This window comes from Gallaecimonas kandeliae (assembly GCF_030450055.1).
Taxonomy (GTDB): domain Bacteria; phylum Pseudomonadota; class Gammaproteobacteria; order Enterobacterales; family Gallaecimonadaceae; genus Gallaecimonas; species Gallaecimonas kandeliae.
Map to the genome: position 1 here is coordinate 3,007,325 of NZ_CP118480.1, position 25,176 is coordinate 3,032,500.

The 25,176-nt window shown below is 61.5% G+C and carries 21 protein-coding genes, 1 tRNA gene and 2 rRNA genes (1 of these 24 running past the window's edge); 6 read left to right on the forward strand and 18 right to left on the reverse strand.

Going from position 1 to position 25,176, the window contains the following annotated elements; all coding sequences use genetic code 11:
* The first annotated feature begins 60 nt into the window (after window positions 1-60).
* The 3 genes from ettA to PVT67_RS14805 all read left to right on the forward strand — a co-directional run bounded on the left by ettA (window position 61) and on the right by PVT67_RS14805 (window position 2,548).
* The gene (ettA, locus tag PVT67_RS14795; protein ID WP_301494864.1) at window positions 61-1,725 is read left to right on the forward strand and encodes an energy-dependent translational throttle protein EttA; all 1,665 of its coding nucleotides are present in this window, start codon (window positions 61-63) and stop codon (window positions 1,723-1,725) included.
* A gap of 89 nt (window positions 1,726-1,814) precedes the next feature.
* Complete coding sequence (locus PVT67_RS14800) at window positions 1,815-2,180, forward strand: PilZ domain-containing protein (RefSeq protein ID WP_301494866.1); 366 nt, start codon at window positions 1,815-1,817, stop codon at window positions 2,178-2,180.
* Window positions 2,174-2,548, forward strand: a complete 375-nt coding sequence (locus tag PVT67_RS14805; protein ID WP_301494869.1) for a PilZ domain-containing protein — start codon at window positions 2,174-2,176, stop codon at window positions 2,546-2,548. The genes PVT67_RS14800 and PVT67_RS14805 overlap by 7 nt, the downstream gene beginning before the upstream one ends.
* Window positions 2,549-2,676: 128 nt before the next feature.
* Here the strand turns inward: PVT67_RS14805 and radA are convergent, their stop codons facing one another.
* Window positions 2,677-4,041 carry a DNA repair protein RadA gene (gene radA, locus PVT67_RS14810; protein WP_301494871.1) on the reverse strand — a complete coding sequence of 455 codons (1,365 nt, stop codon included), beginning with the start codon at window positions 4,039-4,041 and terminating at the stop codon, window positions 2,677-2,679.
* A 124-nt stretch (window positions 4,042-4,165) separates the two neighbouring features.
* On the opposite strand from radA, the gene PVT67_RS14815 reads away from it, so the two are divergent.
* On the forward strand, window positions 4,166-6,487 hold the full coding sequence (locus tag PVT67_RS14815; RefSeq protein WP_301494874.1) for a PilZ domain-containing protein: 2,322 nt from the start codon (window positions 4,166-4,168) through the stop codon (window positions 6,485-6,487).
* 5 nt (window positions 6,488-6,492) lie between these two features.
* Here PVT67_RS14815 and PVT67_RS14820 read toward each other — a convergent pair whose 3' ends face one another.
* Together PVT67_RS14820 and serB are read right to left on the reverse strand one after the other, a co-directional pair.
* Complete coding sequence (locus PVT67_RS14820; protein WP_301494876.1) at window positions 6,493-7,368, reverse strand: alpha/beta fold hydrolase; 876 nt, start codon at window positions 7,366-7,368, stop codon at window positions 6,493-6,495.
* Window positions 7,361-8,389 (reverse strand): phosphoserine phosphatase SerB, encoded by a 1,029-nt coding sequence (serB, locus tag PVT67_RS14825; protein WP_301494878.1) that lies wholly within the window; start codon window positions 8,387-8,389, stop codon window positions 7,361-7,363. The genes PVT67_RS14820 and serB overlap by 8 nt, the downstream gene beginning before the upstream one ends.
* 41 nt (window positions 8,390-8,430) lie before the next feature.
* Between serB and PVT67_RS14830 the strand changes: the two genes are divergently transcribed.
* Window positions 8,431-8,991, forward strand: coding sequence for an AhpA/YtjB family protein (locus PVT67_RS14830; RefSeq protein ID WP_301494880.1), 561 nt, complete (start codon window positions 8,431-8,433; stop codon window positions 8,989-8,991).
* A gap of 53 nt (window positions 8,992-9,044) precedes the next feature.
* Here PVT67_RS14830 and deoD read toward each other — a convergent pair whose 3' ends face one another.
* The 4 genes from deoD to deoC are packed head-to-tail and all read right to left on the reverse strand — an operon-like array spanning window position 9,045 to window position 13,073.
* Entirely contained in the window at window positions 9,045-9,764 is a 720-nt protein-coding gene (gene deoD, locus PVT67_RS14835) for a purine-nucleoside phosphorylase (protein WP_301494882.1), read from the reverse strand.
* Between the two features lie 38 nt (window positions 9,765-9,802).
* Window positions 9,803-11,002: a phosphopentomutase gene (locus PVT67_RS14840; RefSeq protein WP_301494884.1), complete on the reverse strand. Its 1,200-nt coding sequence runs from the start codon at window positions 11,000-11,002 to the stop codon at window positions 9,803-9,805.
* Complete coding sequence (gene deoA, locus PVT67_RS14845) at window positions 10,999-12,303, reverse strand: thymidine phosphorylase (RefSeq protein WP_301494886.1); 1,305 nt, start codon at window positions 12,301-12,303, stop codon at window positions 10,999-11,001. Before deoA ends, PVT67_RS14840 begins: the two co-directional genes overlap by 4 nt.
* Window positions 12,303-13,073 (reverse strand): deoxyribose-phosphate aldolase, encoded by a 771-nt coding sequence (deoC, locus tag PVT67_RS14850; protein WP_301494888.1) that lies wholly within the window; start codon window positions 13,071-13,073, stop codon window positions 12,303-12,305. Before deoC ends, deoA begins: the two co-directional genes overlap by 1 nt.
* Before the next feature lie 290 nt (window positions 13,074-13,363).
* Between deoC and PVT67_RS14855 the strand changes: the two genes are divergently transcribed.
* Window positions 13,364-13,885 carry a DUF3157 family protein gene (locus tag PVT67_RS14855; protein ID WP_301494890.1) on the forward strand — a complete coding sequence of 174 codons (522 nt, stop codon included), beginning with the start codon at window positions 13,364-13,366 and terminating at the stop codon, window positions 13,883-13,885.
* Between the two features lie 42 nt (window positions 13,886-13,927).
* Here the strand turns inward: PVT67_RS14855 and PVT67_RS14860 are convergent, their stop codons facing one another.
* The 11 genes from PVT67_RS14860 to PVT67_RS14910 all read right to left on the reverse strand — a co-directional run.
* Entirely contained in the window at window positions 13,928-14,773 is an 846-nt protein-coding gene (locus PVT67_RS14860) for an outer membrane protein OmpK (RefSeq protein ID WP_301494892.1), read from the reverse strand.
* A gap of 218 nt (window positions 14,774-14,991) precedes the next feature.
* Window positions 14,992-16,242, reverse strand: a complete 1,251-nt coding sequence (locus PVT67_RS14865; RefSeq protein WP_301494894.1) for a NupC/NupG family nucleoside CNT transporter — start codon at window positions 16,240-16,242, stop codon at window positions 14,992-14,994.
* A gap of 94 nt (window positions 16,243-16,336) precedes the next feature.
* On the reverse strand, window positions 16,337-17,128 hold the full coding sequence (locus tag PVT67_RS14870) for a TatD family hydrolase (RefSeq protein WP_301494897.1): 792 nt from the start codon (window positions 17,126-17,128) through the stop codon (window positions 16,337-16,339).
* A 32-nt stretch (window positions 17,129-17,160) separates the two neighbouring features.
* Window positions 17,161-18,738 carry a peptide chain release factor 3 gene (gene prfC / locus PVT67_RS14875; protein WP_301494899.1) on the reverse strand — a complete coding sequence of 526 codons (1,578 nt, stop codon included), beginning with the start codon at window positions 18,736-18,738 and terminating at the stop codon, window positions 17,161-17,163.
* Between the two features lie 34 nt (window positions 18,739-18,772).
* Window positions 18,773-19,216, reverse strand: a complete 444-nt coding sequence (gene rimI / locus PVT67_RS14880) for a ribosomal protein S18-alanine N-acetyltransferase (RefSeq protein WP_301494901.1) — start codon at window positions 19,214-19,216, stop codon at window positions 18,773-18,775.
* Window positions 19,188-19,487 carry a hypothetical protein gene (locus PVT67_RS14885; RefSeq protein ID WP_301494905.1) on the reverse strand — a complete coding sequence of 100 codons (300 nt, stop codon included), beginning with the start codon at window positions 19,485-19,487 and terminating at the stop codon, window positions 19,188-19,190. Before PVT67_RS14885 ends, rimI begins: the two co-directional genes overlap by 29 nt.
* An 81-nt stretch (window positions 19,488-19,568) precedes the next feature.
* A complete protein-coding gene (locus PVT67_RS14890) occupies window positions 19,569-21,104 on the reverse strand; it encodes a tyrosinase family protein (protein ID WP_301494907.1) in 1,536 nt (511 codons plus the stop codon).
* Window positions 21,105-21,847: 743 nt separating this feature from the next.
* Window positions 21,848-21,923, reverse strand: a tRNA-Trp gene (locus tag PVT67_RS14895).
* A gap of 78 nt (window positions 21,924-22,001) precedes the next feature.
* Window positions 22,002-22,811, reverse strand: coding sequence for an HDOD domain-containing protein (locus PVT67_RS14900; RefSeq protein WP_301494909.1), 810 nt, complete (start codon window positions 22,809-22,811; stop codon window positions 22,002-22,004).
* 549 nt (window positions 22,812-23,360) lie between these two features.
* Window positions 23,361-23,475: ribosomal RNA gene (rrf, locus tag PVT67_RS14905) — 5S ribosomal RNA — on the reverse strand.
* Between the two features lie 114 nt (window positions 23,476-23,589).
* Window positions 23,590-25,176: ribosomal RNA gene (locus PVT67_RS14910) — 23S ribosomal RNA — on the reverse strand (it continues 1,305 nt past the right edge of the window).

Consider the following 25,176-nt stretch of genomic DNA (forward strand, 5'->3'; position numbering starts at 1 on the left):
GGCAAGGCCCATCCGATGGGATACAATAGCGCCGTTCAATACCTCAATAGAGAGAGGCCTATGGCCCAGTACATCTACACCATGAGCCGGGTGAGTAAGGTCGTACCACCCAAAAAATACATCCTGAAGGACATTTCCCTGTCCTTCTTCCCTGGCGCCAAGATAGGCGTGCTGGGCCTCAACGGCGCCGGTAAGTCTACGCTGCTGCGCATCATGGCCGGGGTCGACAAAGAGATCGACGGCGAAGCCCGGCCCCAGCCCGGCATCAACGTCGGCTACCTGCCCCAGGAACCGCAACTGGATCCCAGCAAGACGGTGCGCGGCAACGTCGAGGAAGCGGTACAGGACGTCATCGACGCCATGCGCCAGCTGGACGAAGTCTACGCCGCCTACGCCGAGCCGGATGCCGACTTCGACAAGCTGGCCAAGAAGCAGGGCGAGCTGGAGAATCTGATCCAGGCCAAAGACGGCCACAACCTCGACAACACCCTGGAGCGCGCCGCCGAGGCCCTGCGCCTGCCGCCCTGGGACGCCGACGTGACCAAGCTGTCCGGTGGTGAGCGCCGCCGCGTAGCCCTGTGCCGCCTGCTGCTGTCCCGCCCCGACATGCTGCTGCTGGACGAACCCACCAACCACCTGGACGCCGAGTCCGTGGCCTGGCTGGAGCGCTTCCTGCACGACTACAACGGCACCGTCGTGGCCATCACCCACGACCGTTACTTCCTCGACAACGTCGCCGGCTGGATCCTCGAGCTGGACCGCGGCGAGGGCATTCCCTGGGAAGGCAACTACTCTTCCTGGCTGGAACAGAAAGAAAAACGCCTGGAGCAGGAAGAGAAGTCCGAAGCCGCCCGCCAGAAGTCCATCCAGAAAGAACTGGAGTGGGTGCGCCAGAACCCCAAAGGGCGCCAGGCCAAGTCCAAGGCCCGTATGGCCCGCTTCGAAGAACTGCAAAACCAGGACTTCCAGAAGCGCAACGAGACCAACGAGCTGTTCATTCCCCCTGGCCCGCGCCTGGGTGACAAGGTGCTGGAAGTTTCCAACCTGCGTAAGAGCTACGGCGACCGGGTGCTGATCGACGACCTGTCCTTCACTGTGCCCAAGGGCGCCATCGTCGGCATCATAGGCCCCAACGGCGCCGGTAAGTCCACCCTGTTCCGCATGATCCAGGGCATGGAACAGCCCGACAGCGGTTCCATAGTGCTGGGCGAGACAGTGCAGGTGGCCGCCGTGGACCAGTTCCGCGATAAGATGGACGGCAGCAAGACCGTCTGGGAAGAAGTCTCGGGCGGCCAGGACATCCTGAAAGTTGGCAACATCGAGATCCCCAGCCGCGCCTATGTGGGCCGCTTCAACTTCCGCGGCAACGACCAGCAGAAGCGGGTCGGCGAACTGTCCGGCGGTGAGCGTGGCCGCCTGCACCTGGCCAAGCTGCTGCAATCCGGCGGCAACTTCCTGCTGCTGGACGAACCCACCAACGATCTCGACATCGAGACCCTGCGCGCCCTGGAGAACGCCCTGTTGGACTTCCCCGGCTGCGCCATGGTCATTTCGCACGACCGTTGGTTCCTGGACCGTGTGGCCACCCACATCCTGGACTACCGGGACGAGGGTCAGGTGAACTTCTATGAAGGCAGCTACACCGACTACGAAGAGTACATGAAGGCCAAGTTCGGCGCCCAGGCCATGGAGCCGCACCGCATCAAGTACAAGAAGTTGGGTTAAGCCCGCAGAAAGCTAAATGAGATGCCGCCTTCAGGCGGCATTTTTATTGGTCGCTTCTATACTTAGGCAACCTCTAACGGATAGAAGCCATGGTTGAGCGAAGTCGTTTCATCCAATTCGTTGGCAACACCCCAGTGCGCCTTTGCAAAGGTGAACGCTGCTGGGAATTTTCCCTCCTTGACCTGTCGCTGCAGGGGGCCGTCATGACCGGCTCTCTTCCCTCGGAGTTGCGTATCGGCGATCACGCCAGCCTCAGCCTGCGCCTGCCGGAAGGCGATGCCTTCATCCTGATGCAGGCGCAGATACGTTTTATCAGGGAAACTTGCCTGGGCGTGGAATGCTTGAGTATTTGCCCCGATTCATCCGGTCACCTCAAACGGATGGCGGCGCTGTACCTGGGCTCCACCAACTGGCTGTACAGGGACTGCTTTACCCTATGGGAGGACCAATGGTAACGACAACAGAACGTCGCGATTTCAATCGCGTCCCCTTCCAACACGACGCAGACCTCTACCTCGGTTCCCACTGCTGGCATACCGACATATTGGATCTGTCCTTGAAAGGGGCGCTGGTGAAAAGGCCCGAGGAGTGGCCGGCCAATATCGGCGAGCTGTGCAAGCTGATACTGCCGCTGGATGCGGGCGGTGACCACATAGAGATGCACTGCACCCTGGTGGGCACCAGCGAGGGGCGCCTGCACCTCCTGGTCAACGAAATGGACGTGACCTCCGCCAGCCGCCTGCGCCGGCTGATGGAACTGAACCTGGGTACGCCCGAACTGCTGGAGCGCAACCTCGGCAAGCTGATCGACACCCATCATTAAAAGACAGGCGAAAACGTCGCGAGCGAAGCAGAGACAAGGCAAAAGCCCCCAAGAAAGCGCAGCTTACACTCAGTAAGTGAGCACTTCGAGGGGGCTTTTAACGCCGTATTCGGCGAGCACAGCAGTTTTCAGAGCAAGGCTTCCAGCGCTTCAGAGAGCTTACTGACCCCCACCACTTCCATGCCCTTGGGCAAGGCCTTGGGCACATTGGCCTTGGGCACTATGGCGCGGGTGAAGCCGTGCTTGGCCGCCTCGTTGAGGCGCTCCGAGCCGCTGGGCACGGGGCGGATCTCCCCGGACAGCCCCACCTCCCCGAAGATCACCATGTCCCGCGGCAGGGTACGGTTGCGAAAACTGGACACCATGGCCAGCAGCATGGCCAAGTCGGCGCTGGTCTCGGCCACCCGCACGCCCCCCACCACGTTGACGAAGACGTCCTGGTCCGCCATCTGCACGCCGCCGTGGCGGTGCATCACCGCCAGCAGCATGGCCAGGCGGTTCTGTTCCAGGCCCACCGCCACCCGGCGCGGGTTGGCGAGGGGCGAGCCGTCCACCAAGGCCTGCAATTCCACCAGCAACGGCCGGGTGCCCTCCCAGACCACCATGACGATGGAACCCGGCGCCTGTTCTTCGGCCCGCTGCAGGAAGATGGCAGAGGGATTGGAGACTTCCTTGAGGCCCTGGCCTGTCATGGCGAAGACCCCAAGCTCGTTGACGGCCCCGAAGCGGTTCTTGTGGCCGCGCAGGGTGCGAAAACGCGAGTCGCTGTCCCCTTCCAGCAGGATGGAGCAGTCGATGCAGTGCTCCAGCACCTTGGGGCCGGCCAGCATGCCGTCCTTGGTGACATGGCCGACCATGACGATGGCCACACCGTTTTGCTTGGCGAAACGGGTGAGGTAGGCCGCCGATTCACGCACCTGGGACACCGAACCCGGAGCCGACTGGATGTCGGCCATGTGCATCACCTGGATGGAGTCGATGACCATCACCTTGGGCTTTTCCTGCTCGGCGATGGCGAGAATGGCCTCGATGCTGGTCTCGGCCAGCATCCGCAGCTTGCCGGTGGGCAGCCCCAGGCGGTGGGCCCGCATGGCCACCTGCTGCAGGGATTCTTCCCCCGTCACGTAGAGGGTCGGCATCTGTTCGGCCAGGAAGCACATGGTCTGCAGCAGCAAGGTGGACTTGCCAGCCCCAGGGTGGCCGCCGATCAGCACCGCCGAACCCGGCACTATGCCGCCCCCCAGCACCCTGTCCAGCTCGCCGAAGCCACTGTGGATCCGGGGCAGATCGCTGAGATCGACGTCCGCCAATGTGGTGACCTTGGCGCCGGTGGTGCCGGCATAGCCGCTACGGCCGTCGCGGCTCGAAGGCGCCGCCGCCAGCCTCACCTCGCTGATGGTGTTCCAAGCCCCACACTCACTGCATTGCCCCTGCCAGCGGGGGAAGTCAGCCCCACAATCGCTGCACACATAAGCGCTTTTGCGTTTTGCCATGCCAAGCCTCGTGACATCATTGTTAACGGTCTACTCGACAGCCCTTATACGGCGCCACATAATGTGGCGTAACGCCTTGTCCAGTGAATAGCCCGTGTTTGAGATCCGCTCTGAATTCAAGGATGTGTCAAAGCATCCCATCATCAGCCAGCTGCGTGCTCTGGTCGGAGAACCAGAGTTCCAATCCCTTTTTGACCAGCTGACCCAGGGCGAAGACAACAACACCCGCTTCCTGCTGCGCATGGAGCTGCGGCGCGTGGCGGCTCCCTGCCAGCGGGTCATAGACTTGCGGCTCAAAGGCATCAAACGTTGCCAACTGGTGGAATACAAGGGCCAGACCCATTACCTGGACGAAGGCGCCAGGCGCATTTTCGAAGCGGGCCTCAAGGAGTTTTCCGGCCGTTATACCATGGGCATCTATGAGGACATAGAGGCTTACGCCCAATCGGTGCGCCAGGAGCGCCAGCTAAGCGGCGAGGAAGAGGAAGAAGAGAACAACTGGCTGGAGCTGGTGCGCTTCGGCAGCCTGCTGACCCGCGACAGTGAAAGGATGCACTTCGCCACCCCCGTCATCATCCGCCAGGGGGGCTCGGTGGAACTGACCGGCTCCACCACCGACATCTCGGCCAGCGGCACCCAGGTGCAGCTGTCGGACCAGGCCTACATCAACCCAGAGGCGGATCTGGAGCTCATCTTTCCCAAGCTGACCGACGCCAACCGCCGCCCCTGGCCGCCCCTGCAATATGCCCTGATCTCACAGCAGGAAAACCGGGTCAGGCTGCGCCTGAAAGAGACGGATCCCCATATCAAAGGGCTGCTGCAGGCCCTTATCGAACACCACCAGCGCCGCTACAAACTGGATATCCGCCATATCCAGGAAACGACCCGTTCCCGGGGCTTCGAACAGATGCTGCTCAGCCACAGCCCCACCCTGCCGGTGTTCTTCGACCAGGACGGCGAGGCCCGCTACTGCCTGACCACCCAGCACAACCAACAGCTGCAGCACCAGCTCTTCCAGCAGGAGCAGAGCCTGTTGCCGGCGTTGCTGCCTCCCCAACGGATACTGGCGCTGATGGCCAGGGAAGAGGGCAAAAGAGAGACCTATCTGCTCTGCTTCGAGCACCACCAGCAGGGCAAGGTGTTCCATTTCGCCACCGACCTGGAGGAACTGGCCACCAAGGGCATGCTGCTGAGCTTCCTGCGTTTCGCCGTTCGCAAACCCGGCTGGCGGGCCTACAAGGTCAACCTCTACCCCACCCATTTACGCGATCTGTCGGCCCTGGACCAGGATCCCAATGCCGCCGGCAACGAGCTGCAATTGGCCGACGCGACACTGGCCCCCCTGCCACCCGAGCTGCAGCAGCTGGGCAGCGTGGCCCTGCTGCGGGACGTGACCCAGGCCTGGCTCACCGAGGCCTGCCGGGCCCTGCCTGACGTGGGGCAGGATCCCAATGCCCTGACGGCCTTTCGCATCAATTTCAGCCCAGGGGTCCAGCGCATCGCCATGCGTTTCAACGATATGCGCATTGAACCCCGCTACCGTTACAAGACCCAGGTGCAGTTGCTGTTCGAGGGCAAGGAGTTGGAGGCGGAGCTCAGCGATTTCTCCACCCAGGGCCTCTGCCTGACCCTGGCCAATCCCCAGGAACAACTGCCGGCCGAACTGGACGTGGCCCTGCCCAAGCTGCAGAAGCTGTCCAGCCGTTTCGACCTGATGCAGCTCCCCTACCGGCTGGTGCATCAGGAACAGATGACGGGCCGGGTGCATCTGATGATCCAGAACACCAGCCAGGCCCACCCGGCCAAGCGCTTCTTCAGCCAGCTGATCAACGCCAATGAAGGGCGGCTGCAACCCTTGGACGAAGACGAGAACAGCTTCGCCATCGCCAGGGCCCTGCGCCAGAACATCGTCGCCTCTGCCCTGCCCAGCTGCCTCTTCGTGCAGAAGCACAACGGCAAGATCAAACCCAACTGGCTGGGGGTGCCGGTCAGTTCACTGCCCCTGCCCCGGCTGCTGTCGCGGATGAGCCAGATGAGCGACGGCCATATTGCCCTGGAAAGCCTGATGAGCCAGCTGCAGTTCCGCCAGCTGATCCAGGACTGGAAAAACAGCAACAGGCGGGATCAGAGCCTGCTGGTGGCCCTGGATGCGAGGGGGTTGCCGGTAGTGAGCCGGCTGCAGGACCAGCTGCCGGGCAATGAGACGCTGCGCTTTTTGGAGCAGGCCAGAGACAAGGGCCATTGGGCGGTCTGGCTGTTGGAATTTGCCCGCACCCCCAAACCGGACCTGCACTTTATCCAGGAAGACCTCAACTACATAGGCCGCCAGGCCCTGCACAGGGCCAAGCGCCTGGAGCAGGATCTCTGGGGCACCCTGGCCATGGTGGAGGTCACCGACATCACGGCCCTGGCCAGCGCCATGCTGGATCTACCCAACAGCCCCTGAGCGACTCAGCGCCGCAGCCAGGCCAACACCAGAGGATAAAGCTCTGTAGCCGCATCCTCCCCCACCAGCATGTTGAGGTGGTCGTAGTTGCGGCGAAAACCCCCTGACCTACCAAGCAAGGTCAGCTCGCCCTGCGCTTTCATCTCTTGCTGGAAAAGGGCCACATCCTTAGGGTTGCCCAGGGTCTTGTCACCCTTGCCGGCCAACAGCCAGGTCCTGGGCCAGTCGACCCCGGCGGCCGCCTTGCCATAATCGAAGCCGTCCTGGGGGTCCACCCAGGGGCCTTTGTTCACCCAGGCAATGGAATGGGCCAGGGAGCCGGCCGTCTCGTCGTCCGCCCCTATCTTCTTGGCCCTGGCCGGCAGGTAACCGTGCTTGGCCACCCAGCGTGGCGCCAGGCGCTTCCAGACCAGCTCCACCTTCAAGAGCCGTTCCAGGCTCCAACTGCGGATGCTGCGCTTGGAGCCGAAGAAGGTCAGGCTCTCCACCCCGTCAGCCAATGCAGGGAAGCGGGCCAGGGTGGAGGCCATCAGCACACCGCCCCAGGAATGGGCCAACCAGTGCACCTTGGCACCGCCATGGCGCCCTTGGATAAAGGCCTGCAGGGCGGGGATGTCGTCGCGGATGCTCTCCAGCTGGCCATGACCGGCGTCCCGGCCGATACGGGGCTCGCTGAGGCCACGGCCGCGCAGATCCGCCACGTAGACGCAGAAGCCTGCCTCGGCCAGGAAAGGCCCCAGCCCCTTGCCGCTGTCCGAATAGAAGGTCCGGCCGTTGCTGATGGCGCCGTGCAGCATCAACACCGGCTGGCCCGCTTCAGGCCCCTGGCGGCGCAGGTGCAGCCGGTGGCCCTGAACCGGTACGAACAGCGACTCAGTCATGCACGCTTTCCAGCAGGGCCAGCACGGCGTGCATATCATGGCGCACTATGGCGCCTTTGGCCGCCAGCCTGACCTTGGGCTTGCCGTGGTAGGCGATGCCGAGGCCCGCCTCGGCCAGCATCTTGAGATCGTTGGCGCCGTCCCCCAGGGCCAGCACCTGGTCCCGCTTGAAGCCGGCCTGGTCCCGCAGCCTCTTCAGCATCTCCAGCTTGTACTGGCCGTCCACTATCTGGCCCAGCACCCGGCCGGTGAGCTTGCCGTCGATCACCTCCAGGACATTGGCCTCGGCCCAGTCCAGGGCCAGCTGTTCCTGTACCCTGTGGGCGAAGAAGGTAAAACCGCCCGACACCAGCGCCGTCTGCCAGCCGGCCTGCTGCAGCCGTGCCACCAGGCCCCTGATCCCCGGGGTGTGGCGGATGTTCTCGGCCACCTTCTCCAGCACCTCGGCCGGGGTGCCTTCGAGCCGGGCCACCCGCTCCACCAAACTCTGGGCAAAGTCCAATTCGCCGCGCATGGCCCTGGCCGTCACCTCAGCCACGGCCGCGCCGCAGCCCGCCAGCTCCGCTATCTCGTCGATGCATTCCCCCTCGATGGCGGTGGAATCCATGTCCATGATCAGCAGCCCCGGCTCCTCCAAGGAGGGGAAAGGCCCCGCCATCAGCTCGGCACCCAAGGCCTGGGCACGCTCGAGGTAGAGCCCCTTGTCCGGTTCGGTCTCGAAGGCCAGTTCGAAAACATCCCCCTGGCGCCAACGCAGCTCGCTCCAGGGCAGTTCCGCCAGCAGCTGCGCCAACTGGCCGAAGGCCAGGTCGGGAGCATAGAGGCGGTACTGGTGGTTAGCGGCCCTCGCCAGGCGCCGACCTTTGACCAGGGGCCAACCGGTGCGGGTCAGGGCCTTGGAAGCGGCCAACACTGGACCCTGCTCGGACGGGAAGAAAAGCCGCTCATCGGCGGGCAGGGCCTGCACCACCAGGGACAGGGGCAGGTCGGCGGGAAGCTGGAAAAAAGCCTGGTTGGTCAATGCGCTGTTCCAAAAGGGGATCCTGCGGCTATCATAGCGCCATGACAAAAAAGGCAACACCCACTTTCCCCGGCCGCCGCCACCGCTGGTTGCGGCTGGTGGCCCTGACCCTGGCCCTGGTGCTGCTGGGGGCCTTGCTCTGGCGCTGGCAGAACCTGGCCCAGGCCGGCCTCAAGGTGGAGCGCCAGCAGATCAGCGTCATGGCCAGGGCCCTGACCTCCCAGGCCGCCTACGCGGCCGGCCAGCTGATGAGCAACGGCGAAGACAAGGCGTTGCAGGGCCTGGCCGAACGCCTGGCCAAGGAGCCCCAGCTGCTGGACGCCGCCATCTATGACGCCACCGGCGCCGTGCTGGCCCGCAGCGGCTCCGACAAGCCAGTGCTGAACCTCTTGGAAAAAGCCGACGAGAACCGCCTCATTCCCTACGTCTCCGAGATCCAGGGCGCCGGCCAGGTGCTTGGCTACCTGCGCATCACCCTGTCCGAAGACAAAGTGGTGCATGACGCCCGCAGTTACCGCCAGAAGGTGGCCAAGAGCCTGAGACTGATGCTGCTGATGGCCATCGTCATGGGCTTCCTGCTGGCCGTGGTGGTGCGGCGATAAGGTATCGGCAATAAAAAAGGCGCCTTGCGGCGCCTTTTTCAATGGCTCAAGGCTCAGGCCTTGTCGCCCAGCAGCACGGACTCCAGGGCCACTTCAATCATGTCGTTGAAGGTGAGCTGGCGCTCTTCGGCCGTGGTCACTTCACCGGTGCGGATATGGTCGGAGACGGTGACGATGCAGACCGCCTTGGCACCGAACTCGGCCGCTACCCCGTAGAGGCCGGCCGCTTCCATTTCCACGCCCAGCACGCCGTGCTTTTCCATGACGTCGAACATGGAGAAGTCGGGGTTGTAGAAGAGATCGGCGGAGAAGATGTTGCCAACCCGCACCGGCACGCCCTTGGCGGCAGCGGCGTCGGCGGCGTTGCGCACCAGCTCGAAGTCGGCGATGGCGGCGAAGTCGTGGTCACGAAAACGCATGCGGTTGACCTTGGAGTCGGTGCAGGCGCCCATGCCGATGATGACGTCGCGGACCTTGACCTCGGTGCTGATGGCACCACAGGAACCGACACGGATCAGCTTCTTGACGCCGTACTCGGTGATCAGCTCCTTGGCGTAGATGGACACTGAGGGGATGCCCATACCGTGGCCCATCACGGAGATGCGGCGGCCCTTGTAGGTGCCGGTGAAGCCCAGCATGTTGCGGACATTGTTCACTTCCACGACGTCGTCCAGGAAGGTCTCGGCGATGTACTTGGCGCGCAGGGGGTCACCCGGCATCAGTACCACGTCGGCAAAATCACCGGGGTTGGCGTTAATGTGCGGCGTAGCCATAGGTTTTCCTTATCTTTCTCAAAAGCGGTTTATCGTTATCAGTCTATGAAGCCCTGGCCATGGTCCATGGGCGGCAAGCCAAAAAAAGCCGCCAGGGACTGGCCGATATCGGCAAAGGTAGAGCGTCTGCCCAGGCTGCCGGCGTGAACGCCGGCGCCATAGGCCAGCACGGGGATGTGCTCGCGGGTGTGGTCAGAGCCGGGCCAACTGGGATCGCAGCCGTGATCGGCGGTGAGGATCACCAGATCCTCCTCCCCCATCCTGGCCAGCAGCTCCGGCAGGCGGCCGTCGAAGTACTCCAGGGCCTCGGCATAGCCGGGGATGTCCCGCCTGTGGCCGAAGCTGGAGTCAAAATCCACGAAGTTGGTGAACACCAGGCTCTTATCGCCTGCCTGGTCCAGTTCGGCTAGGGTGGCGTCGAAGAGGGCCTCGAGGCCAGTGGCCTTGACCTTCTTGCTGATGCCGCTGTGGGCATAGATGTCGGCAATCTTGCCCACCGACACCACCTGGCCGCCGGCGTCCACCAGCTTGTTGAGCAATGTCGGGCTGGGGGGCTCGACGGCGTAGTCGCGGCGGTTGCCGGTTCGCTCGAAGCCGGTCGCCACAGAGCCAACGAAGGGGCGGGCTATGACCCGGCCAATGTTGTAGGGCTCCAGCAGTTCACGGGCCAGCTCGCAGAGCCGGTAAAGGCGCTCCAGGCCGAAGCTTTCCTCGTGGGCCGCTATCTGGAACACGGAATCGGCGGAGGTGTAGAAGATGGGCTTGCCCGTCTTCATGTGCTCTTCGCCCAGTAGCTCGAGGATGGTGGTGCCTGAGGCGTGACAGTTGCCGAGGAAACCTGGCAGCTCGGCCCCTTGCACCAGGGCGTCGAGCAGTTCGGCCGGGAAGCTGTTTTCCTTGTCGCTGAAATAGCCCCAGTCGAAGAGCACGGGTACGCCGGCGATCTCCCAGTGGCCGGACGGGGTGTCCTTGCCGGAAGAGAGCTCCTCGGCGTGGCCATAGGCGCCCGTTACCTCGGCCGGCAGCTCGATGCCGGCGGCAACGGCGCCTGTGCTCTCGGCATGGGCGTGGAAGAGTCCGAGCCTGCCCAGGTTGGGCAACTGCAGGGGCTTGCCCTGCTCGGCGCGGTACTTGGCGATGGCGCCCAGGGTGTCGGCACCGACGTCGCCGAAACGATCGGCGTCAGAGGTGGCGCCGATACCGAAGGAGTCCAGTACCAGGATCAAGGCTCTTTTCATTTCAGCACCTCGTAGACAACGGGAGTGGGCTGGTAGTCGCCAAGTTCGATGGCGCCCTGGATGGCGGCTTCGGCCGCGTCCAGGTCGGCCGGGCTTCGGCCGTGGATGACGGCGAGCGGCCTGTCGGTGCCCTGCCCCAGTTGGATGAGATCGGTGAGGCCGACGCTGTGGTCAATCTTGTCCTCGGCGCGGCGGGGGGCGCCGCCGAGGCCCACCACGGTCAGGCCCAGGGCCCGGGTGTCCATGGCAGCGACTGTCCCCTGAGCCTTGGCGTAGACGGCCCGGCTAAGGGGCGCCTTGGGCAGGTAGAGCTCGCTCTTTTCCATAAAGTCGGTGGGGCCGCCAAGGCCGGCCACCATCTTGGCGAAGCGCTCGGCGGCGGCGCCGCTGGCCAAAGCCTGGTCAAGCCTCGCCTGGGCCTCGCTGTCATCCTGGGCAAGGCCGCCTAATTTGAGCATCTCCGCGCCGAGGCTCATCACCACCTGGTGCAGGCGGGGGTTATGGCCCTCGCCCTTGAGGTAGCGCACCGTCTCGCCGATCTCCACGGCATTGCCGGCGCTCGAGGCCAGCACCTGGTTCATGTCCGTCAAGAGGGCATGGGTACGGGTGCCGGCACCATTGGCCACATCGACGATGGAGCGGGCCAGGGCCTTGGAGTCTTCATAGGTCGGCATGAAGGCGCCGCTGCCCACCTTGACGTCCATCACCAGGGCGTCCAGGCCGCAGGCCAGTTTCTTGGAGAGGATGGACGCCGTGATGAGGGCGATGGACTCGACCGTAGCGGTGATGTCACGGGTGGCGTAGAAGCGTTTGTCGGCCGGGGCCAGGCTGCCGGTCTGGCCTATGATGGCGATGCCGCAGTCCTTGACCAGGCGCCTGAAGGTGGCGTCGTCCGGGGTGACGTTGTAGCCCGGTATGGCTTCCAGCTTGTCCAGGGTGCCACCGGTATGGCCGAGGCCACGGCCGGAGATCATGGGCACATAGCCGCCACAGGCGGCCACCAGGGGCCCGAGCACCAGGGACACCAGATCCCCCACGCCGCCGGTGGAATGCTTGTCCACCACAGGGCCCGGCAGATCCAGGTCGCCCCAGCTCAGCACCTGGCCGGAGTCGCGCATGGCGCCGGTCAGGGCCACCCGCTCGTCCAGGTTCATGTCGTTGAAATAGATGGCCATGGCCAGCGCGGCTATCTGCCCCTCGCTGACCATATTGTCCCTGATGCCGTCGACGAAGAAACGGATCTCTTCACCGGACAAAGGCAGGCCATCCCGCTTTTTGCGGATGATTTCCTGCGCCAGCATCAGTAGCCCCCTTGTTGCTCCGCGGTCTCGACACCCAGGGTGTTCAACAGGTTGCCCAGCAGGCTGGAGGCACCAAAACGGAAATGGGCCGGGCTCAGCCAGCCCTGGCCCATGATGCGCTCGGCCAGCTCGAGGTACTGGGCGGCATCGGTGGCATTGCGGACGCCGCCGGCGGGCTTGAAGCCGATGTCCTTGCCGCTGTCCTTGATGGCGGTCAGCATGATTTCGCTCGCTTCCAGGGTGGCGTTGACGGCCACCTTGCCGGTGGAAGTCTTGATGAAGTCGGCACCGGCGGCGATGGACAGATCGGAGGCCTTACGGATAAGGGCCGGCTCCTTGAGCTCGCCGCTCTCGATGATGACCTTGAGCAGCACATCGCCGCAGGCGGCCTTACAGGCCTTGACCAGTTCGAAGCCGACTTCCTCGTTACCGGCCATCAGGGCGCGGTAGGGGAAGACCACGTCCACCTCGTCGGCACCGTAGGCAACGGCGGCGCGGGTCTCGGCAACCGCTACTTCGATGTCGTCTCCGCCCAGGGGGAAATTGGTGACGGTGGCAATCTTGACCTTGCCTTCCACGCCCAGCTCGCGCAGCGCCTTGCGGGCGGCGGGAATGAAGCGGGGGTAGATGCAGATGGCGGCCGTGTTGCCCACAGGGGTGACGGCGTCATGGCAGAGGGCCACGACCTTGGCGTCGGTGTCGTTGTCGTTGAGGGTGGTGAGATCCATCAGACCCAGCGCCTGCTGGGCAGCATTCTTGATATCAATCATGGGGTGTCCCCTTTGTGGTTGCATCCAGGCTGTTGCGGGGGTCGACCGAAGCCAAAAAGAGGCCGACAAAACCCAAGCCGGGGCACAAGATGCCAAAGCTCGACCTGCAGTTGCAGGTCACGGGGGCGGACTTGGTTCCGTGAAGATTGTAGACAGGTTGCGGAAAATCCATTTTCCCTCGCCAGGATCTGTTTTTTTATCTGCCCCTGAGGGCGCCGTGAGTATGCCAGAATGACCATTGAAGTGGTACTTTCCACACCAAGACCTGGACCAAAAACCGGAACCTGATCATGTTGAAACGATTCGCTGAGGCCGCCCTGCTGCTTGGCCTGGCAAGTACGGCCCATGCCGCCGAGGTGGCCAGGGTCAAGCTGCCAAACGGTGCCCTGGTGAGCCTCAAGGACGACTTCACCTGGGAATATGTGCTGATGGCCGAAAAGGACAAGGGCCTGGCCCCGGCCGTCCTGGCCAAACCCGAGCTGCTGGGCGCCACGGCCAAGGACGGGGTCAAGGTCCGCCTGGCCCACCACCGCTGGGACGGCGAGCGCCTGGGCCTGACTTTCGGCCTTGAAAATCAGAACACCGAGAACGTGGTGAAGGTGCTGGCCGAGGTCAGTTTCTACGGCGATGACGGCAAGCTGCTCAAGCAGCAGGAGCTCACCCTCTGGCAGGCCGAATACCGGCTGCCGGACAGCTACCTGCGCCAGGGCCAGGACAGGGACAGCCGCGAGCTCTGGGTGGAGGGCATCAGCCCCACCCAGTGGCAGAAGGGACTCTTGGCCCTCAAGGTCAAGAAGCTGGAATTCCGCTGATAAAAAAGCCCTCCAATCGGAGGGCTTTTTCTTCGGCTCAACTTAGAACTTGTAGTTGATGCTGAAGTAATGACCGAAGCCGGTGGTGTCCTGACGAACGCCGGTCAGGTCAGAGGCGTCGGTGAAGAAGGCCATCTGGTTGTAGTACTTCAGGCCGTAACCGATGGCGTAGCGGTCAGTGTGGTAGTAGATACCGTTGAACCACTCGGTGCTGGTCTTGCTGCGGCCAGGCTGGCTGCCCACTTCGTTGGCGCCGAATTTGTAGTCCAGGTAGCCCTGGTAGCTGATGAAGGAGCCGTCGGCGAAGGTCTTGACCGGCTTGAACCAGTTGGTGGACAGCATGTAACCGTCCCACTTCTTCTCGTCCTTGCCGCCGAAGTTTTCACGGACATAGCGGGCGTAAAGATTCAGGCCCATCTTGCCGAACCAGGGCACCTGCACGTCGGAACCCAGACCTATGTAGTGCTCCCAGAGGCCGCCGAAGGCGCCGTGGTCACCGATGTTGGTGACGGTGGCGATGTACAGCTCCTTGACGGGGCCGAAGGACAGGTCTTTGCCGGTCATGGCGTCCAGGGAGAAGCGAGGAGCCAGCTTGGCGAAGAAGTTGTCGCCGTTGTGCAGGGAGTCGCTGCTGCTGTTCAGGACGTCGAAGAAGTCCACATAGCCGTACATGTCGACGATGCCGGAGCGACCACCGAACTCCATTTCCAGGTAGGTATCTTTTTTATTCTGGAAAGGCAGGCGGTTGTCTTCGCTATGCATCAGGTTGAAGGTCATCCACTTGTAGTCACTCTTGTGGATGCCACCGGAGAAGTCAGTCGCGTTGGCGCTTGTGCTCAGGGCGCCGACGGCCAGGGCCGCGGCAGCAAGCTGCATTTTCAGTTTCATGGGAATCATCCTGTGAACAGCATTTTTTAGTTTATGGTCCGGCAGAGCCGGTAATGAAGCCGGCGGGGATTACAATGAAATCCGAAGGGTAGTTCAAGGGCTTTTGTAAGGAAAGGTGACGCAGATTGTATAAGGGATTGAAGAGGGAGTAAGCATTAACTTTGAGGTAAAAAAAAGAGGGGCAAGGCCCCCTCTTTTTGTAACATTTTAAAGACTTCTTAATGAGCGGCCAGGGCCAGGAACAGGCCAGCCAGGGTGGCGCTCATCAGGTTGGACAGGGAGCCTGCCAGTACCGCCTTGATACCCATCCGGGCGATGTCGTGGCGACGAGTCGGGGCCATGCCGCCCAGGCCGCCCAGCAGGATGGCGATGGAGGACAGGTTGGCGAAGCCGCACAGGGCGAAGGTGATGATCGCCTGGGTGTGAGCGGACAGCTCCTTGGCCTTGCCCACGAAGTCGATGTAGGCAACGAACTCGTTCACCACCAGCTTCTGGCCGATGAAGGAACCGGCGGTGACGGCTTCATGCCAGGGCACACCGATCAGGAAGGCCAGGGGGGCGAACAGGTAGCCCAGGATCATCTGCAGGGACAGGTCGGGCATGCCGAACCAGCCGCCGATGCCGCCCAGCAGGATGTTCAGCAGAGCGATCAGGCCGATGAAGGCCAGCAGCATGGCGCCTACGTTCAGGGCCAGGTGCAGACCGGCGCCAGCACCGGAAGCGGCGGCGTCGATGACGTTGGCCGGCTGGTCTTCGCTGTCGTCGATGACCTGCTCCAGGTTCTGGTTGGGGGTCTCGGTCTCAGGCTTGATGATCTTGGCCATCAGCAGGCCGCCGGGGGCAGCCATGAAGGACGCGGCGATCAGGTACTTGAGCTCAACACCCAGGGAGGCGTAGCCCGCCAGTACGGAGCCGGCCACAGAGGCCAAACCGCCGACCATGATGGCGAACAGCTCGGACTGGGTCATCTTGGCGATGAAGGGGCGCACCACCAGGGGAGCCTCGGTCTGGCCCACGAAGATGTTGGCGGTGGCGGACAGGGACTCGGGGCGGGAAGTGCCCAGGGCCTTCTGCAGGGCACCACCGATGATGTTGATCACCCACTGCATGACGCCCAGGTAGTAAAGGACGGCGATCAGGGAAGAGAAGAAGACGATGATCGGCAGTACACGCAGGGCGAATACGAAACCGCCGCCGCCGAAGACTTCAAACATCTTGCCGGAAACCAGGCCGCCGAACAGGAAGCTGATGCCCTGCTGTGAAGCGTTGATCACGGCCTGTACGCCGTTGGATACGGACTGCAGCACGTCTTGGCCGAAAGGCACATAAAGTACGAAAGCCGCGAAAGCCGCCTGTATGGCAAAAGCGCCAGACACGGTGCGGATGTTGATCGCCTTGCGGTTGTCGGACAACAGCACAGCGATGGCGAGCAGGGTTACGATCCCCACCAGACCCATCAGGATATTCATGAAGCCACCATTCCTCAGAGTTTGTTTTTTGTCTGCCTGTTACTGACGAACAGGTCGGCGCGCATTATAGCGAAAGGCTTCCATAAGCCCAGCCTCAAAGAAACGTTTTTCTTGACGCCTGTCCCGTTTCATCGCTGAGAAACAGCTGCTTAGTGTTGGTGGTAAGTACTTGCCCCAATAGACTTGGCTCCATTTCCAGCAGTTCCGCTAACAACTTGTGAATATGGCGTAAATGGATTGGGCTGTTAAAAGGCCCAGGCAGCCCCTGTGGCAACATGCTGGGGGCGTCGGTTTCCAGCAGCAGCTTCTCCACCGCCACCGCCTTGAGAGCGGCCCTGGTCTTGTGGGCGCTGTCCCTGGTGATGACGCCGCCTACTCCCAAGTAAAAGCCCAGCTTCACGAATTCACAGGCCTGTTCGGCACTACCGGAGAAGGCGTGGATCACCCCTCGCAGGCCTTTGAAAGATCGGAGGATCGGCAGCAGTTTGGCGTGGGTGCCGACGCTGTGCAGTATCACCGGCTTGCCGAGCTCCAGGGCCAGGGCCAGCTGCTGTTCCAGCCACCACTGCTGCTCGGCCAAATCCGGCCCCTTGTGCTTGTCGAGCCCCGCCTCCCCTATGGCCACCAGCTCATCGGCATGGACCCGAGCGAAGTCCCGCAGCCGCACTATGGCGCCCCTGTCGGCCGGCAGGTGCCAGGGGTGGAAACCGGCCGCCGGCCAGATGCCGGGGTAACGGCGGGCCAGCGTCAGGGGCCTGTCCAGGTGCTCGAGGCTCACCCCCGGCACCACCAGGGCGCCTATGCTGGCGGCGCGGCAGGCATCCAGCAGCGGTGCCAAGGGCTTGAGCTCGTCGAAATCCAGGTGGCAGTGGCTGTCGATCAGCATAAAAAAAGCCCCGCGACGGCGGGGCTTCTCCTTTAGTGTTCCCGGGTCTTATGGAAGATGATATCCGGGTAACGCTCCTGGGTCAGGTTCAAGTTGACCATGGTGGGCGCTATGTAGGTGAGGTTGTCGCCGCCGTCCAGGGCCAGGTTCAGGGAACACTTGCGCTCGAAGTCGGCCAGTTTCTTGGCGTCGCCACATTCCACCCAGCGGGCAGTAGCCACGTTGATGGGCTCGTAGATGGCCTCGACGTTGTACTCGGCCTTGAGGCGAGCCACCACCACGTCGAACTGCAGCACGCCCACGGCGCCAACGATGAGATCGTTGTTGTCGATGGGGCGGAACACCTGCACTGCGCCTTCTTCGGAGAGCTGCACCAGGCCCTTGAGCAGCTGCTTCTGCTTGAGGGGATCCTTCAAACGGATGCGACGGAAGAGTTCGGGGGCAAAGTTGGGGATGCCGGTGAACTTCATCTTCTCACCCTGGGTGAAGGTGTCACCGATCTGGATGGTGCCGTGGTTGTGCAGGCCTATGATGTCACCGGCCCAGGCCTCTTCCACGGCGGCGCGGTCTCCGGCCATGAAGGTCAGGGCGTCGGCGATGTTGACGTCCTTGCCGAGACGCACGTGATGCATCTTCATGCCCTTCTGGTACTTGCCGGAGACGATACGCAGGAAGGCCACCCGGTCACGGTGCTTGGGATCCATGTTCGCCTGGATCTTGAACACGAAGCCACTGAAGGCCTCGTCGCTGGCGGTGACGGTGCGGGTATCGCTCTCGCGTGCTTGGGGCGCAGGGGCCCAGGCGGTGAGGCCGTCCAGCATGTGGTCGACACCGAAGTTGCCCAGGGCCGTACCCCAGAACACCGGGGTCAGCTCGCCCTTGAGGAAGGCGTCCAGGTCGAACTCGTTGGAGGCGCCCTGCACCAGCTCCAGCTCGTCGCGCAGATCCTGGGCATCGCCGCCCAGCAAGGCGTCCAGCTCGGGGTTGTCCAGGCCCTTGATCACTCGGCGTTCCTGGATGGTGTGGCCTTGGCCAGACTTGTAGAGAATGATCTCGTCGTTGGCGATATGGTAAACGCCCTTGAAGCCCTTGCCGCAGCCGATGGGCCAGGTGATGGGGGCACAGCGGATCTTCAGCACGTTCTCCACTTCGTCCATCAGCTCCATGGGGTCACGGATCTCGCGGTCCATCTTGTTCATGAAGGTGAGGATGGGGGTATCGCGCAGCCGGGTGACTTCCATCAGCTTTATGGTCCTGTCTTCGACACCCTTGGCGGAGTCGATGACCATCAGGCAGGAGTCCACCGCCGTCAGGGTGCGGTAGGTATCTTCGGAGAAGTCTTCGTGGCCGGGGGTGTCCAGCAGGTTCACCAGGCAGTCGTCATAGGGAAACTGCATCACGGAGGTGGTGACTGAGATGCCCCGCTCTTTTTCCATTTCCATCCAGTCGGATTTGGCGTGCTGGCCCGAGCCGCGGCCCTTGACGGTACCGGCTTTCTGGATGGCCTGCCCGAACAGCAGCACCTTCTCGGTGATGGTGGTCTTACCCGCATCGGGGTGACTGATAATGGCGAAGGTACGGCGCTTGGCGACCTCGGCAGGGATGGACATGGGCTGCTCACCAACTGAAAAACGTAGCGGCGGATTATACCCTGTCCAGCTCCAAGCGCATAACCAGGGCGTCTTCCCTTTCGCTGCCCGCCGGGTAGTAGTGTTTGCGGCGGCCCACTTCCTCGAATCCAAAACGCTGGTAGAGGGCGATGGCGGGGGCATTGCCGGCACGCACCTCAAGGAAAAGGGCGCTGTCGCCGGCGGCCCTGGCTTCATCGACAAGGTCCTTCATCAGCACCTTGCCCAGGCCCAGGCCCCGCTGTTCGGGCAAGACGCAGATGTTGAAGAGGGTGGACTCGTCCAGTACCCGCTGGCAGATGGAAAAGCCCACCGGCTCGTCCTCCAGCCAGAGCAGCCGCACCCGGTAGCCCTCACCGAAACAGCCTGCCAGTTGAGCCTCGGACCAGGGGTATAGCTGGCTGGCCTCGATGCGATGGATAAAGGGCAGATCAGCTGGGCTGGCGGTGCTGAGCATCATAGGCGTCATAGAGTTGCTGCCAAAGTGCGCGCTTGTGCTGGGCTGAACCCAGGCAGAGGTGGGGAGCCAAGTCGATATCCCCCCCTTGACCCCAATGCAGGCCGGCCGCTTCTTCCACCAGTGCCAAACCCAAAGCCTTGGCCACGGCCTGGCAGAAGGGGCGGGTCTCGGCGTCCAGGGCAAAGCTCACCCCCAGCACGGGTTCGCGCTGCGCGGCTTTGGGCACGAAATGGGTCAGGCCAAGGGCCTTGAGGTAATCCAATGTCGCCACTCCTGGGGAAAGGGCTCCAGTATAAGAGCTTGTGGCGGCAGGGGGAAAGGTTGGGGAGGGGTGGGCCCCCTCCCCGGGCCTTCAAGCGACGACTTCGCACTGGTAGTGGAGAGCCTTGGGCAGTTCCTTGCCTCTGTGCTGGATCTCGATGCTGAATTCGGCCTTGCTTAGTTCGCTTTCGCTGAGATCAGAGAGGTCGAAGAAGGCCTCGACACCGATGTGGGTCTGGCAGTTCTTGCAGTACTTGACGTTCCAGCGGCTGAGCACCGACTGGTGCCCCAGGTAATGACGCTCGCCGTCTATGGTGGCATAGGCGCTGATCACGAAGGAGCCGTTGAAGAGGCTGCGGTCTATGCCGGAAACCCTCAGCTTGCGGCTGGGCGCTACCGCTTCGGTGGCAAAGAGGCGCTGGCCGCCGGCCAGGGAACCGGGGCTATAGGTAACCCCCAGTTGGGTCTCGATATTGATGCAATCCCTGGAGGTGAAGTTGACCCCTGGCGCCTTGAGGAAGGGATAGAGGGGGGTGTCCATGGTCAGTTCCTCACCCATTTCCTGGCCCACGGCCGGGCCCTGGCCACCGGCCGACAGGGTATTGGCGCTGGTGCCGGCAAAGCCCGCGATGATGTCGAACTGGTCCTTAAAGCCGTTCTGTACCTGCCAGAGCCAGAACATGCGGTCCACGTTGCAGTGGTGGAAGAAGAAGATGGGATCCAGGCCGGCGGTATTGTTCTCCCCCATATCGCCGTTGGCACCCGGGATCTGGCCGGACTCCCCTTGATTGGGCACGTCGAAGCCCCCCACCGCCAGGTGAACGTCGTTGTGGGGTTGCTCCAGAGGCACCACCAGGCCGGCGTTGGCCTTGTTCCAGGCCGCCCCCGATGTGGTGTTGGAGAAGGCGGTGTAGTTGGGCGCCTTCAGGCAGGTTTCGAACTGCCAGTAGACGCCGCCCTTTTGCGGATTGGGATCCGTATTGGTGACATCATCCCCCTTGAGCCAGGCCATGACATTCTGGTTGAGCAGCTCGGTGTTTTTCACCGGGTCGGGGAAATCCGAGTTATGGGCCCGGGTTGCTTCCCTGGCCTCGGGAGTCCCCACCAGGCCAGAGAGGGGATAACGCACCGTCTCGTAACCGGCCGGCTTGGTATAGAGATTATCGTCCCCCTGGACGGCGTCGTTGACCGCCTTCTGCAGCACATAGGAACGCAACGGGTTATCGACCTTCTGGCCGTCCAGCTCGAATTGCTGGTCGGTGAGAACGGCGGGGATACCCAGCTTGAGGGTCTGTTCGCTGGTCTCGTCCCAGTAAGGCAGGGTCACACCAGGCACTATGGACTGCAAGGCCTTTTCGATACGCCAGATATAGACGCGGTGCCAGGTGGGAAAGAGCACGTTGCCGTGATTACAGTAACCGCCCCAGTAGGACGGGTCAGTGGCCCCTTGACCTGCGAAGGGCTCACCGTGATAGCCCCCTATGACAAAGAAGGAGTTGAGGTCATCGGGCGGCAAGGCCTTGATCCCCATCCAGGCCCTGATCAGGTTCTCCAGGGGCTTTTTGTTGCCGGCATCATATTGCTGTTGCAGTTCACGTACCGAGTAGCGGGTGCTGAGCTGTGACATAACCAGATCCTTGTTGTTGAGTAACAGGTTGCCAGGCGCCAGATAAGCTTTACCGACGTACTGGCCAAAGCAGGCCAATGAAGAGCTACGATGTTGGAGCGGAGACTAGCCCATTGGGAGGTGGAGTTTGGATTGGGAGGGCCAGGAACAACTGCGGCACCAAGGCTGTCGAGATGAACACATCGAGTAATGTCTTGCATCCCTGTTCCTTCATGGACCACCTCCTGTGATCAGGGTTGTTGCCCTTTAGCCCATGTCAGGAAAGAGCAGAAGGTTTTAAAGGTAGACGACAAGAAAACGCTCAACAAGCAACTAAAAGTCAATTTCCTTGCTTGACGCTGGGGCGCTGCAACGACGACCTTGATCGACGGAAGGAAAAGGAGTGGGGTTATCACTGGTCTAAACCAGCTTCAAGACGGCGTTGGGGAGGGCAAATCTACCATCCTGGAAGCGGCAGCTATCCCCAAAAAAGCAAAACCCCGCTCCGAAGAGCAGGGTTTTCTTTTATCTGGCAGGGGCGGAGGGACACGAGGGTCCGGCCGCCGGTCCACAACGGCTCGCGAAACGAGGCTGTTGGGGTCTAAAAAGCAAAAAACCCGCTCCGAAGAGCAGGGTTTTCTTTTATCTGGCAGGGGCGGAGGGACTCGAGGGTCCGGCCACCGGCCCACAACGGCTCGCCAAGCGAGGCTGTTGGGGGCTAGAAAGCAAAAACCCCACTCCGAAGAGCAGGGTTTTCTTTTATCTGGCAGGGGCGGAGGGACTCGAACCCCCAACACCCGGTTTTGGAGACCGGTGCTCTACCAATTGAACTACGCCCCTGTAAAGCGGAGCCATTATAGCTACTGGGGCTTACAGGTAAAGACCTTTGAAACCGAAAACTGACTGATTGCTTTCTTTTTATACGGCAATCAGGAAGGGGCTTCCCTCGCGCAGTACTGTCTCATGGGCGGCATTGAGTGCAGCCCAATCCAACCCCAGTGCCTGGGCTGTTTTTTGAGGCCAGATCTCAGGAGCCTCTTTCAGCGGCCCCGGCAGGGCCAACAGCCAGTTGCTCAGATAGAGGATGGCGGCTTCCGAGGAAAACCGCTCCGCCGCCAGGGGAGCAAATTGTTGCCTAAGCCCCGCTACTACGATCTCCGGGAACTGCCAACGGTATGCCAGCTCGGCACCGATGTCGGCCGTTGTAAAACCCAATACGGCCTGCTCGGCCTCAGCCCGTCCCTGCCGTAAAGCCAGGGCCCTGGCATCATCGGCCTTGTTCGGTAAGGTCAGCACCAGGATCAGTAGGCCCAGGTCGTGGAGCATGCCACAGGTGAAGTGCTGTTCAGCAGGCAAGCCCGCCGCGACCGCCAGGAAACGGCAGACCTCCGCGGTCATAAAGCTGTTCTTCCAGAAAGCCTGGATATCAATGCCTTCTACAGACTTGGTAGCAAAGGTCAGGCCTGACGCTATGACCAGTGTCCGCAACCTGTCCAGGCCAAGGCGAATGGCCGCCTCCCTGACAGAGGAAATTTCCCTTACCCCACCGAAGCGGCTGGAATTGGCCAATCTCAGCACTTTGGCCGACAGCACAGGGTCCTGTTCCAAATCCGTCACGATGCGGTTCAAGTCAGGGTCAGGCTGTTCGAAAGTGGCGATCAGATCCTGTACCACCTCAGGTATATGGGGGAGCAAATGAGGTTTTGAAAAGCAATCCTGGAGCTGCATACGGGTCTACCCCTTGTTATAGATTTTCGATGATTACAGTCTAGCTTCTCACAAGCTCGGCCATTTACCTTATCGAAAGCTTAACAGTCAGCATCGAATCCCAAGCACGACCTGGGAGCAGGTGAATACGAGACCTGGATGGCCGAGCCGGGTAACTGGCCAGGGATGGTTTTCTACAACGGGACTGATTAGCAGAGCAATACAAGAGATGAGAGCCAGAGCCACTGATGAAGCCTGGCGGTGGCCAGGGCCGCGCAGAGCGCGACCCGCTCGTTGCGGGCCCAAGCAAAGCCGTTTGCTTGGGCTGTTATCCGCGCTCGCCCTGCTCTCCCAAGGTGTTGAAGCTGCATCACATGGCGACAAGCGCGTCGGGAACCGGCGCTTGGACGTGCGTCAGCACGGTCCGAAGGACGGTTGGCAGGGAGGCCAACCGCCATGCCACACGCGTAGCGCGGTGGCCGTGATGTGGGAGTGAGTCACCGCCGGGCGTAGCCCAAAATGCAAAAACCCCCGGCCTTTCGGTCGGGGGTTTTGCGTTTCGTGTTAGGTGCCTGGCGGTGACCTACTCTCACATGGCGAATGCCACACTACCATCGGCGCGGCTGCGTTTCACTTCTGAGTTCGGAATGGGTTCAGGTGGTTCCACAGCGCTATTGCCGCCAGGCGAATTCATTTAAGTCCGCCCTTGCGGGCCAACTTATTCAATTCGGATTAGCTGATAACAATGCTTTGAGTTTCTCGCCTTCTTTGGCGTCCTACAAAACCCTTTGGGTGTTGTATGGTTAAGCCGCACGGGCAATTAGTACTGGTTAGCTCAACGTATCACTACGCTTACACACCCAGCCTATCAACGTCGTAGTCTTCAACGACCCTTTAGGAGACTCGAAGTCTCAGGGATGACTCATCTCAGGGCTCGCTTCCCGCTTAGATGCTTTCAGCGGTTATCGATTCCGAACTTAGCTACCGGGCAGTGCCACTGGCGTGACAACCCGAACACCAGAGGTTCGTTCACTCCGGTCCTCTCGTACTAGGAGCAACTCCCTTCAATCATCCAACGCCCACGGCAGATAGGGACCGAACTGTCTCACGACGTTCTGAACCCAGCTCGCGTACCACTTTAAATGGCGAACAGCCATACCCTTGGGACCGACTTCAGCCCCAGGATGTGATGAGCCGACATCGAGGTGCCAAACACCGCCGTCGATATGAACTCTTGGGCGGTATCAGCCTGTTATCCCCGGAGTACCTTTTATCCGTTGAGCGATGGCCCTTCCATTCAGAACCACCGGATCACTATGACCTACTTTCGTACCTGCTCGACGTGTCAGTCTCGCAGTTAAGCTGGCTTATGCCATTGCACTAACCTCCTGATGTCCGACCAGGATTAGCCAACCTTCGTGCTCCTCCGTTACTCTTTGGGAGGAGACCGCCCCAGTCAAACTACCCACCAGACACTGTCCTCAACCCGGATAACGGGTCTAAGTTAGAACATCAAACATACCAGGGTGGTATTTCAAGGTTGGCTCCACCAGAACTGGCGTCCTGGTTTCATAGCCTCCCACCTATCCTACACAAGTAGGCTCAATGTTCAGTGTCAAGCTGTAGTAAAGGTTCACGGGGTCTTTCCGTCTAGCCGCGGGTACACTGCATCTTCACAGCGAATTCAATTTCACTGAGTCTCGGGTGGAGACAGCGTGGCCATGGTTACACCATTCGTGCAGGTCGGAACTTACCCGACAAGGAATTTCGCTACCTTAGGACCGTTATAGTTACGGCCGCCGTTTACCGGGGCTTCGATCAAGAGCTTCACCTTACGGCTAACCCCATCAATTAACCTTCCGGCACCGGGCAGGTGTCACACCGTATACGTCCTCTTTCGAGTTTGCACAGTGCTGTGTTTTTGATAAACAGTCCCAGCCACCTGGTCACTGCGACTCTCGTCTGCTTACGGAGCAAGTCCTTCACAAACAAGAGCGTACCTTCTCCCGAAGTTACGGTACTATTTTGCCTAGTTCCTTCACCCGAGTTCTCTCAAGCGCCTTGGTATTCTCTACCTGACCACCAGTGTTGGTTTGGGGTACGGTTCCTATGCAACTGAAGCTTAGAGGCTTTTCCTGGAAGCGTGGCATCAACAGCTTCGTCACCGTAGTGACTCGTCTCGTGTCTCGACTTATAGGGACCCGGATTTGCCTAAGTCCCCAGCCTACGCACTTTCACATGGACAACCAACGCCATGCCTGCCTAGCCTTCTCCGTCCCCCCCTCGCATTGCATAGAAGTACAGAAATATTAATCTGTTTCCCATCGACTACGGCTTTCGCCCTCGCCTTAGGAGCCGACTCACCCTGCCCCGATTAACGTTGGAC